Origin of the sequence: Sulfurivirga caldicuralii, from assembly GCF_900141795.1 — a bacterium.
Classification (GTDB): domain Bacteria; phylum Pseudomonadota; class Gammaproteobacteria; order Thiomicrospirales; family Thiomicrospiraceae; genus Sulfurivirga; species Sulfurivirga caldicuralii.
In genome coordinates, this window is record NZ_FSRE01000001.1 from 586,868 (window position 1) to 597,711 (window position 10,844).

Here is a 10,844-nt window from a genome sequence, read left to right on the forward strand (position 1 = left end):
TGCGATACTTGCGGCATGATGACGAAATCCCGACACATGCCCACGTTGCCCATGTATCTGTTGCTGGGCAGTATTGCCTGGAGCGCGCTGTCCGTTGTCGGGCTGGCGGCCTTTCTTGTCTGGCACCAGGATACTGACGGGCCGACTGCCGCCCAGAGCATGAACGTGTCTGCACTGGTGCGGGGTGTTGAGGACCTTTCGCCTGTTTCACTCCCCCTGAAAAGCGAAGAAAATACCGCTGCAAGCATCAAAATGCCGTCTGAGAGCCGTTTTTCTCAGAGCGTAGAACGGGCGCAAAAACCCGACTTGAAAAAAGTCGGGGACCCCCCTGTCAATCCGGCGCAAGTGGATGGCAAGATCGCCAGCGATGCACCACTGGACTACATGGTTTTCGGTGATGAAATCATCGTGCTGCTGGATACGGCGCGTCTTGACGAGCGCGCGCAGCAGCGGGTGCTGGTGCGGCTGATGTTGCTGCCGGAGCTGAAAAGTGTCGAGCAGTTGCTGGACACCAAGGGCATTGCGCTGCTTCGCCTGCCGAACTTTTACGGCCGTATTCTGTGGCAGGGCAAGCCGGTGCGCTATCCGCTGCAGGCGCAGCAGATGGCCAGGGCACTGCTTGCCAGGGCACGCCCCGTGCAGGAGCTGGGCCATACCTGGCGCGAAGTGCACATTCCGCTCAAGGAGGTGGCCTACCATGATCGCGCCGTGCGCTGGCACGACCTCATTGTGCGCGAAAGCCGCCGCAACCGTCTCGACGTGGCCCTGGTTTCTGCCATCGTGGAAACGGAAAGCGGCTACCGGCCCCACGTGAAAAGCCGCTCTGGCGCCGTGGGCCTGATGCAGGTGATGCCGAAACAGGCGGCACAGGATGTGATGAAGCAGCTGGGCAAGCGCCTTGATGAGCGTGCACTGCTCAACCCGGAAACCAATGTGGCCGCCGGCAGTGCCTATCTGGCGTTGCTGAAGCACCACTATCTGGCCGGGGTGAAAAATCCGCGCAGCCGCGAATACCTTATGGTGGCGTCCTACAACGGCGGCATCAATGCGGTGCTGAAGCAGTTCGGCAAGACCCGCGAGCAGGCCATCGCCCGCATCAACCGCCTCAAGCCGGAGCAGGTTTACCGCATTATTCGTTATCAATTCCCGCGGCGGGAAACGCGTCTCTATCTGGAAAAGGTGGTGCAGCGCAAGGCCCGCTATCAACAATGGTGGCAGCAGAATGTCTGATTTCTGGCAGGATCGTCCGGTACTGGTGACCGGTGCCGACGGTTTTATCGGTTCGCACCTGAGTGAACAGCTGGTTAAGCAGGGCGCCCGCGTCCGCGCACTGGCCCAGTACAACAGCTTCAACAGCTGGGGCTGGCTGGATGAATCACCGCTGCACGATCAGATGGAAGTGGTGGAGGGGGATATCCGCGATCCCCTGTGCTGCCGCACCATCAGTGAAGGGGTGGACACAGTCTTTCACCTGGCTGCGCTGATTGCGATTCCCTACTCCTACCGGGCGCCGCAGAGCTATGTGGATACCAATGTCTCCGGCACGCTTAACATGGTGCAGGCAGCGAAAGAAGCGGGCGTGCGCCGCTTTATGCACACGTCCACCTCCGAAGTGTATGGGACGGCCCAGTATGTACCCATCGACGAAAAGCACCCATTGCAGCCGCAGTCGCCCTACAGCGCCAGCAAGATCGGGGCGGATCAGATGGCCCTGTCCTATTGGCACGCCTTTGCGCTGCCGGTGACGGTCATGCGGCCATTCAATACCTATGGCCCGCGCCAGTCCGCCCGTGCCGTCATTCCCACCATCATCACACAGATTGCCGCAGGTGCCGAGCAGATCCAGCTGGGCGACGTAAGCCCCACGCGGGATTTCAATTACGTGGAAGACACCTGCCGCGGCATGCTGGCGCTGGCCGAATGTGATGCCTGTGTTGGCGAGGTGGTGAATATTGCCTCCAATTATGAGATTTCCGTGGGCGATACGCTTGAGCTCATCCGGGAACTGATGGGCTGGGACGGGCAGTTTGTGCAGGACCCGCAGCGCCTGCGCCCGCCAGGCTCGGAGGTGTTTCGCCTGTGGGGCGACAACCGCAAGATCCGCGAACTGACCGGCTGGCAGCCCCAGATCGACATCCGCGAAGGGCTGCGCCGCACCATCGAGTGGTTCACCAATCAGGACAACCTGCGCCGCTACAAGGCCGACCGCTACAATGTCTGACCTTTCGCCCCTGATCGAACTGCTGCGTGCGGGTTATGCTACGGATGAAACCGTGCCGCTGCATGCGCCCTGTCTGGATGAAACGGATGCCGAAGCTGTTGCCAATGCGGTACGCAGTGGCTTCGTCTCCTCCGTGGGGGCAGAGGTGGCAGCGTTTGAGCAGGCGGTAGCCGACTACACCGGTGCGGCCCATGCCGTGGCCGTAGTGAATGGCACCGCCGCGCTGATGCTGGCGCTCAAGGCAGCGGACGTACAGCCCGGCGATCTGGTCATTACCCAGAGCCTCACCTTTATCGCCACCGCAAACGCCATCGTGCACGCCGGCGCCGAGCCGGTGCTGCTGGATGTGGACAAGACCCTGGCGTTGTCGGCGGACGCCCTGGAAGCCTTTCTGCACGAGGAATGCAACGGCAATATCCATCGCGCAAGCGGGCGTCGCATTGGCGCCATCGTGCCCATGCACACCCTGGGCTTTATGGCCGACATGCCACGGATCATGGCACTTGCTGAACAGGCAGGCATTCCTGTCATTGAAGATGCGGCCGAAGCACTCGGAAGTCGGCAGCGTGGTCGCCATGCCGGCACGTTCGGGCGGGCAGGCGTGCTCAGTTTTAACGGCAACAAGATTCTCACCGCCGGCGGGGGCGGCATGGTGTTGAGCGACGATGTCGTACTGGCCGCGCGCGTGCGTCATCTCTCCACCACGGCCAAGCAGCCTCATCCCTGGCACTTTGTGCACGACGAGGTGGGCTACAACCTGCGTCTGCCCAATCTGAATGCCGCGCTGGGCCTATCGCAGCTGAAAAAGCTACCAGAAATGCTCGCATTCAAGCAGCGGCAAAAATCGGCCCTGCAAAAAGTCGGGGACCCCCCTTTGCTGACGGGAAAAACCCCGCATCAGCAACCTAATTACTGGCTGCTGGCGGTGCGAACGGCTGGTGCGAGAGCGCGTGACGCCCTTCTGCAGGCGGGGAGCGATCACAAAGTGCAGATGCGCCCCTTCTGGACGCCGCTGCATCAACAGCCGCCGTATCGGCAGGCATTGCGATATGGGGATATGACGCACACTCAGGCGCTGTTTGAAACAGTGGTTTGTGTGCCCTCTTCACCACGGTGTGCCTATGGCTAAGCGCTTGCTGCTGATCGGCAATGGTGGCCATGCGGCAAGCATTGTGGAGATGGTTTCTCATCTGCCGGCGTGGACCATTTGGGGTGCGGTAGAACGACCCGGTTTGCCATGCCGCCGTCATAAACCGGCGCGCATCGTGGGATTTGATCGGGATTTGCCCCGCCTGTTGCGTCAGGCAGATGGTGTGGTGATTGCGGCCGGGCAGATCAAAGGTGCGCAAGTGCGCCGCCGACTCTTTGCACAGTTGCAGCACCTGAATGCGCCGCTTGTCACGCTGATTGCCCACAATGCCAGCGTTTCCAGAACAGCCTGGCTGGGCAGAGGGACAGTGGTGATGCAGCAGGCGCTGGTAAACCGCTTTGCGCAGATCGGTATGAACGGTATCATCAATTCACAGGCGCTGGTGGAGCACGATGTGAGCATCGGCGATCATGTGCATGTGGCCACTGGCGCGCGCATCAATGGCGAAGCCTGCATTGGCAGTGGCTGCACCATCGGCTCGGGGGCGATTGTGCTGCAGGGGATTCACGTTTGTGATGAGGTGATTGTGGGGGCGGGCAGTGTGGTGACGCGAAATATTACCGAGCCGGGCGTTTATGTGGGTGCACCGGCGCGGAGGGTGTCATGAGCGTATTCATCATCGCCGAGGCGGGCGTCAATCACAATGGCGACATCACGCTGGCACATCGACTGATTGACGTGGCAGCGCAGTCAGGCGCGGATGCAGTCAAGTTCCAGACCTTCATTCCAGAAAAACTGGTAGCGTCTGCTACCCCGCAGGCGGCGTATCAGGCACGCAATACCGGCCAGCAGCAGAGCCAGCTGGAGATGCTGCGACAGCTTGCGCTGCCGCTGGAGGCCTTTGCTGAGCTCAAGGCACACTGCGACGAGGCGGGCATTGAGTTCATGTCCACCCCTTTTGAGGAGGACAGCCTTGAATACCTGCTTTCGATCGGAATGCGGCGTATCAAGGTCCCATCCGGCGAGTTGCTGTCCACGCCGTTTCTTCGTGCCATTGGTCAGGCGGGGCTACCTACAATTCTTTCCACCGGCATGGCCACACTGGAGGAGGTGCGTCATGCGGTCGAAACCCTGTTGCAGGCCGGCTTGCCCAAGGCGGATCTCACCATCCTGCACTGCACCAGCGCCTATCCGACACCGCCTGAGGCGGTCAATCTGCGCGCCATGCGCACACTGGCGGATACTTTCCATGTGCCGGTGGGTCTTTCGGACCATACCGAAGGTCTGAATGCTGCGGTAGCGGCAACCGCACTGGGCGCAAGTGTATTGGAAAAGCATTTCACATTGGATAAATCCTTGCCGGGGCCCGATCACCGCGCCAGCCTGACGCCCGGTGAACTGCGTGCGCTGGTGGATGCTGTGCGCGAAACGCAATGCATGCTCGGCAGCGGCGAAAAGATGGCCATGGAGGCAGAGGCGAATACACGCAGCGTGGCCCGGCGGCGCATAGTGGCTGCACGGCCGATCCGTGCAGGCGAGGCCTTTACGCCCGAGAAAGTGACGCTCAAGCGTGCGCCTTCCGGCTGGTTTGGCGACCGGTGGGATGATGTGATCGGGCAGGTGGCGCCACGGGATTACGCAACGGACGAGGGTATTGCGTGGTGATGCGCATTGCCGTTGTCACCACCACCCGTGCCGACTACGGCATTCTCAAGCCCTTGATCAAGGCGCTGGAAAAGGCTGACTGGGCACAGCTGCAACTGCTTGTCACCGGCAGTCATCTGCTCGAAAGTCAGGGCAGCACGCAGCACGAAATCGAGGCAGATGGCGTGCCTGTCGCCGTTAAAGTGCCCATTTTTTCCGAAAGCGATACCAGCGCGCTGCATGCGGCTCAGGCCTTTGGCCGTGCGGCCGAGCAGATCGCGCCGGTGCTCGATCGGCTCAAACCGGATGCGCTGGTGGTGCTGGGCGACCGCTTTGAAACCCTGGCCATTGCCGCGGCGGCGGCGCTGCTGCACATCCCCATTGTGCACCTGCACGGCGGGGAGCAGACGTTTGGTGCCCTGGACAACCGCTTTCGTCATGCCATCAGCCAGTTGGCCGACTGGCATCTGACCGCTACAGCACGGGCGCGGGAAACGCTGATTCGCATGGGGCTGCCGATGCAACGGGTTTTCCATGTGGGCGCCCTCGGGGTATGGAATGTGCTCAATCAGCCACGGCTGTCGCGGGAAGCATTGCAGGCGCAAAGCCCCATTGCGCTCAAGGCGCCGCTTTTTCTGATCACCTTTCATCCGGAAACGGATACCGGCCAGACGCCGCAGGCGCAGGTTGAAGCGCTGATCAAGGCGCTGGAGGCGTTCCCGCAAAGTTCGCAGATCATTACCTACGCCAATGTGGACGAGGGTGGTGAAGCCATCAATGCATTGTGGCAAGCCTATGCAGCGCGTCATCCGGATCGCGTGTGGCTGACGCCATCGCTGGGGCAGCAGCGCTATCACAGTCTGATGGCCATCGCCGATGCCGTAATCGGCAATTCATCCAGTGGGATTCTCGAGGCCCCCAGTTTTGGCGTGCGGACCGTCAATATCGGTGCCCGCCAGGCGGGCCGCGAGCGTGCCGCCACTGTGGTCGATGTACCGGCTGAAAGCGGCGTGATCATTGCTGCCATTGACAGGGTTTTGACGCAAGGGAAAGTGGATTCGGCTCAAAATCCATACGCCTGTGCCGATACATTAGGCAAGATATTGAAAATAATACGAGAAAAGGTGGCCCCATGAGCAGCAAGGACTGGAAAAAGGCCTGCATGGACGAGCAGACGCCGCTCAAGCGTGCAATTCGCATTATTGATAGCGCGGCCCTGCAGATCGGGCTGGTCACTGACGCGGCAGGTCGACTTAAAGGTGTCGTGACCGATGGCGATATCCGCCGTGCGCTGCTCAAGCCGGATACCACCTGGGACATGCCTATCAGAGCGGTGATGAACCCGAACCCTGCCGTGGTCAAGCCAGCCATTTCCCCGGCACAGGCGCGGGCACGCATGCAAAAGCGCTCCCTGCGCCATCTGCCCATCGTGGATGACAGCGGGACACTTGTCGGATTGCACACCTGGGATGAAACCGTTACCCAGCGCAAGGACAACTGGGTCGTGCTGATGGCCGGTGGCTTCGGCACCCGCCTGCGTCCGCTGACCGATGAGACCCCCAAGCCTCTGCTGCCGGTGGGCAACAAGCCGATTCTTGAACATATTCTGGAATCCTTTATCGAAGCGGGCTTCTATAAGTTCTTTATTTCCGTGCACTACAAGGCTGAGATGATCAAGCGCCACTTTGGTGATGGCTCAGAATGGGGCGTGCAGATCCAGTATCTGGAAGAGTCCGAGCCGCTGGGTACTGCAGGCTGCCTGAATCTGCTGCCCGAAAAGCCAGATAAGCCCCTCATTTTGATGAATGGCGATTTGCTCACCAAGGTGGACTTTGAGCGGTTGCTGGAATTCCACGAATCCGAACAGGCGTTTGCGACGCTGTGCGTGCGCGAATATACCCAGCAAGTGCCCTACGGCGTGATCGATGCCGATGGCAGCCGCCTGCAGCAGATCGTGGAAAAGCCGGTACAGCGCTATTTTGTTAATGCCGGCATCTACGTGATGAGTCCCGAATTTGTGCGTGCCTTGCCAAAAGGACGCAGTGATGTGCCGGATCATCTGCAGTCCGCTGCAGAGCTGCAGCGGAATGTGACCATTTTCCCCATTCACGAATACTGGCTCGACATCGGCCGCATGGATGACTTCCAGCGCGCTCAGGACGAGTACCTGCGCCAGTTTGCATGAAGATGGTCGGTTCCGAGGAGGTGTTGAGTCTGGTCCTGCCAATGGTGTGTCAGCGTTCATTTGAGGCGGATGCGGAGTATGTCGACTGTATCCAGCATGGGGTTTGCAGAGGCGTGTTCGAGCGTGCTGGCATGCAGCCACTGAATTTCCAGCGGAGCGAGATGATTGTCCCAAATTACTTTGAACCCTTCGAACAGCGAAATGTGCCTGTTTATTGTGTGGCGGACCCGGTTCCGGAAGGGGTGCTTTATCGGCAATTCAAGGCCGATGGTGATCAGGATCGCCCCAATCTACTGGAGCAGATATGAGTTATCAGGGTAAGACCTTTCTGGGCGTGATTCCGGCGCGGGGGGGCAGTAAGCGCCTGCCAGAAAAAAATATCCGTCCCCTGGCGGGGAAACCCCTTTTGGGGTGGACAGCAGAAGCCGCCTTGCAGTCCAAGTATCTGGATGATGTGCTGGTTTCGACGGATAGCGAAGCCATTGCCCAAGTGGCCAGAGATTTCGGCGTGGCAGTGCCGTTCATGCGGCCGACCCATCTGGCTACGGACGAAGCCTCCACATTCAGCGTACTCCGGCATGCCCTGTCGCAATGGGAGGCGTTGCATGGGCCGGTCGATTACGTTGTGGTGCTGCAGCCCACATCCCCTCTGAGAACAGCGCAACATATCGATGAAGCAATTGAACTGGCCGTTGAAAAGGCTGCCGGTGGGGTTGCCAGCGTGTGCCCGGTGGATCACCCACCGGAATGGATGAACACCCTGTCTGAAGATGGGCGGATGGATAACTTCCTGCGCCCGCAAGTGATTGGCAAGCGTTCTCAGGAGTTTCCGCAGCAGTATCGTCTCAATGGTGCAGTGGGAATATCCCGTGCCGAGAACATTCGGGAAGGGCGAGATTTCTGGCATACACCCAGGCTGTACGCCTACCGGATGGATCCCCTGCACAGCGTCGATATCGACTCGGAGCTGGATTTTCTGCTGGCGGAAACCATTCTCCGCCAGCGAGGTCATTCTTGATCAAGTCGGTTCAGCAATTCCTCGGCCTGTTGTCTGAGTCCTGCATCAGCGGTTTTTTCCAGCACATGTAGAGCACACTGTTGTGCGGCAATCATATCGCCACCCTTGAAAGCAGCCTCGCCCGCTTTGAGCCATACTGAATAGTCATCCATATGTTTGCTCAGATAATGGTCGTATAGCTGCACCGCACCAGCGAAATCACCTTGGGCAGCCAGCAAATCCGCATAGAGAATCAGGTAGCGTTCGTCATACTGAATCAGCATTTCCAGTGCCGGCATGGCCAGCTCTAGATTGCCTTGCCGAAGTGCAATCTGTGCAATGCGATTCAGTGCTTTGGGAAGGATGTCGGTTTCATTGACCTGTAGATAGGCCTGCAGTGCTTCGGCTTCCTTTCCACTGAGTTCAGCCAGATAACCACAGCCGAGGGCGTGAATTTGCTCAGCGCGCTGCGTGCCGCCATCCTTGAGTGCCGGTAGCAAAATCTCTATGCCATGCTTGTCCCGGGCTTCAAACAGTTCATTCAGGAGTTTGAGTTGATGTTCCAGTTTCTGAGCCTGGCTTTGCAGGCGGTTGACCAGTTTGCTTTCCAGGTCGTTATGAAGTTTGTCTTCGTGCAGACTCTGAAGTTTTTCCACCAGCTTGCGATCTTTATCATTCAGCTCTGCTGGTGAAAGAGCATGGAACTTGAGCCACCAGTAAATGCGCCCCTCCATGCCGTTTTCGATCCAGAAACGGGTGCATTTTTGCAATTTGGCCGGATCCAGAGCATCGATCTCGTTTTGAATATGTTTTATTGATCGTTCCAGTGCGTGCCGCAAATCGGTGGCGTTTTTATGGAAGGCTTCGAAATAATTGGTGAGAGACGTTTTGATCTCATCGTGGCTCTGTTCCTGCTCCTCATCCTGAGGACGCATGAATTCTTTGTAGCTGCCGACGGCATACTGGAATAGGAGCTCCAGTTCGTCCTTGTGTCTTGACTCCAGTTTCTTTTTGATCCGGACGATGCCTTGTGTCAGTCGGTCCAGTTGCTCATAGTCCTCGAACAATCTTGATGCTTTCTCCATGCCTTCCTTGGCAAGTTTCTGTACAGAGCGGATTTTCTTCAGTTCTGTCTGCACTTCCCCCAGCGCCTCCTGCAGATAGCGTTTACGTGTGGGGGGATCTTTTTGCAGATGACCTGCGATAGCAGTGCGTACCTTTTTAATAGTTTCCCTGCTGTTTAGTTGTACTTTCTCGAAACGGGCAAGTGGTACACCCTTGAGTCGGGCGGATTCGTGGCCTAGTTGATAGACATGCAGGTTTGGGCGTTCATGGCGGATTTCCTGAACAAAGCTTTCCATAGCCTGGGCGGCCTGATAAAAAGGTGTGTTTGTCAGTGCCTGTCGTCCGGAATAGGTTTCGATACGCAGATCTGACTCATGGGCATTTTTGGCCATCTTTGCTTCCAGACTGCCGGACTCATGGGTTTCACCCCGTGGACCAAAGCAGAAATCCACACCCAGAAGATAAATATTCTCTGCACCCATGTAAGTGACAAGCTGCAGCAGGGTGTTGGTCACCGTAGGGCCCACCGTGGGAAGGTTGCGAACCTCGGCTTCCGTATGCCAGGGGTAACGATATTCACTGAAGGCGTCCAGGTTGCGCCATTCGCCCAACAGGGCGCTATTGGTGTAATTGGTGTGCAGCAAACAGGTTTCTCCCTCAAACGGGGTTATCCATTTCGAATTGTCATAACTCACGTCATTGGGATCGACCGCTGCAAAAAAGTCCGGTGTGATGCCTTCCTCTTTAAGGCGTCTGCCTATTCTCGCTACTGCGGCGATGATCAGCTGGTCACGATTTTGCTTGATCCACTCTATGCCATTGTCCAGGGTAGGCCCACCTCCCAAGAGCAGGACACTGCGGCCCTGAAGTACATCCTTGAGGTCGGCAACCGGTTTTTCATTGAAAGGAACATTGAAGAGCTGTGCATCGATGAACCGACGGGTGCCGAGCAGGGATGCCTGGGAGAACTGAAAGATCTTGTAGGTTTCCAGCAGTTCTGGCCACATGGCAGCATAGTCCGGATTGACATTGTCAAGAATGGCAAGGCTGCGCACCACCATGTAGCGATTGTGGTCGATGTATTCGGGATATGCCTCGGCCAGCGCCTTCATGTCCAGCGTTTCGAAAGGCCGCACCTCAACGCATTTTGCCTTGGGAGACTCAATCTGCTCCAGCACATCTTCCCTTTCCAGAATGATGAACTTTTTACGCTCACCGCATTTTTGTTCCAGGTGCCTGGAAAGCAGTCCACTATCGCTGCCACAGATGAGATAAAGCATGTCCGGTTGGTCAAACGTATCACCAAAGGTGCGTTCAAAAATGACGTTGGCTGGCTGCTGTGCAAAGGCGGGCCCGTTGATCTCTGTCAGCCAGCGATCGCCAAATCGATTTTCCTGCCAGGGCATGTCTGTATCACTCCGGTTCATTTTTCAATGTGTGTACATAGCATGAGTCATGCCGGATTTTGTGTCAAAAAAATGTTAAAGATCATCGCGCCCGGCCGATACAGGAAGTGAGAATGGAGGCAGAGACCTCCCAATCAACTGCCAAGCAAGCCAAAAAGGAGATCAATCATGGCATTGGTAATCAACACCAACATGTCGTCAGAAAACGCTGTACGACTGCTGGATCAGACTTCCCG

The 10,844-nt window shown here is 57.6% G+C and carries 10 protein-coding genes; 9 read left to right on the forward strand and 1 reads right to left on the reverse strand.

Going from position 1 to position 10,844, the window contains the following annotated elements; translation table 11 throughout:
• The first annotated feature begins 15 nt into the window (after positions 1 to 15).
• From BUQ81_RS03065 to BUQ81_RS03105, 9 genes are read left to right on the forward strand one after another with little or no spacing between them, the layout of a single operon-like run.
• Entirely contained in the window at positions 16 to 1,230 is a 1,215-nt protein-coding gene (locus BUQ81_RS03065; RefSeq protein ID WP_084188201.1) for a transglycosylase SLT domain-containing protein, read from the forward strand.
• Complete coding sequence (locus BUQ81_RS03070) at positions 1,223 to 2,221, forward strand: NAD-dependent 4,6-dehydratase LegB (protein ID WP_074200903.1); 999 nt, start codon at positions 1,223 to 1,225, stop codon at positions 2,219 to 2,221. The genes BUQ81_RS03065 and BUQ81_RS03070 overlap by 8 nt, the downstream gene beginning before the upstream one ends.
• Positions 2,214 to 3,350, forward strand: a complete 1,137-nt coding sequence (locus tag BUQ81_RS03075; protein ID WP_074200904.1) for a LegC family aminotransferase — start codon at positions 2,214 to 2,216, stop codon at positions 3,348 to 3,350. Before BUQ81_RS03070 ends, BUQ81_RS03075 begins: the two co-directional genes overlap by 8 nt.
• The gene (locus tag BUQ81_RS03080) at positions 3,343 to 3,978 is read left to right on the forward strand and encodes a NeuD/PglB/VioB family sugar acetyltransferase (RefSeq protein WP_074200905.1); all 636 of its coding nucleotides are present in this window, start codon (positions 3,343 to 3,345) and stop codon (positions 3,976 to 3,978) included. Before BUQ81_RS03075 ends, BUQ81_RS03080 begins: the two co-directional genes overlap by 8 nt.
• Entirely contained in the window at positions 3,975 to 4,976 is a 1,002-nt protein-coding gene (gene neuB, locus BUQ81_RS03085) for an N-acetylneuraminate synthase (RefSeq protein WP_074200906.1), read from the forward strand. Before BUQ81_RS03080 ends, neuB begins: the two co-directional genes overlap by 4 nt.
• On the forward strand, positions 4,976 to 6,091 hold the full coding sequence (gene neuC / locus BUQ81_RS03090; RefSeq protein ID WP_084188202.1) for a UDP-N-acetylglucosamine 2-epimerase: 1,116 nt from the start codon (positions 4,976 to 4,978) through the stop codon (positions 6,089 to 6,091). Before neuB ends, neuC begins: the two co-directional genes overlap by 1 nt.
• Positions 6,088 to 7,140 carry a nucleotidyltransferase family protein gene (locus BUQ81_RS03095; RefSeq protein ID WP_074200907.1) on the forward strand — a complete coding sequence of 351 codons (1,053 nt, stop codon included), beginning with the start codon at positions 6,088 to 6,090 and terminating at the stop codon, positions 7,138 to 7,140. Before neuC ends, BUQ81_RS03095 begins: the two co-directional genes overlap by 4 nt.
• Positions 7,137 to 7,448, forward strand: coding sequence for a hypothetical protein (locus BUQ81_RS03100; RefSeq protein ID WP_074200908.1), 312 nt, complete (start codon positions 7,137 to 7,139; stop codon positions 7,446 to 7,448). The genes BUQ81_RS03095 and BUQ81_RS03100 overlap by 4 nt, the downstream gene beginning before the upstream one ends.
• On the forward strand, positions 7,445 to 8,158 hold the full coding sequence (locus BUQ81_RS03105; protein ID WP_074200909.1) for an acylneuraminate cytidylyltransferase family protein: 714 nt from the start codon (positions 7,445 to 7,447) through the stop codon (positions 8,156 to 8,158). Before BUQ81_RS03100 ends, BUQ81_RS03105 begins: the two co-directional genes overlap by 4 nt.
• Here the strand turns inward: BUQ81_RS03105 and BUQ81_RS03110 are convergent.
• Positions 8,149 to 10,314 carry a 6-hydroxymethylpterin diphosphokinase MptE-like protein gene (locus BUQ81_RS03110; protein WP_159432257.1) on the reverse strand — a complete coding sequence of 722 codons (2,166 nt, stop codon included), beginning with the start codon at positions 10,312 to 10,314 and terminating at the stop codon, positions 8,149 to 8,151. The genes BUQ81_RS03105 and BUQ81_RS03110 overlap by 10 nt on opposite strands.
• Positions 10,315 to 10,844: the final 530 nt, after the last annotated feature.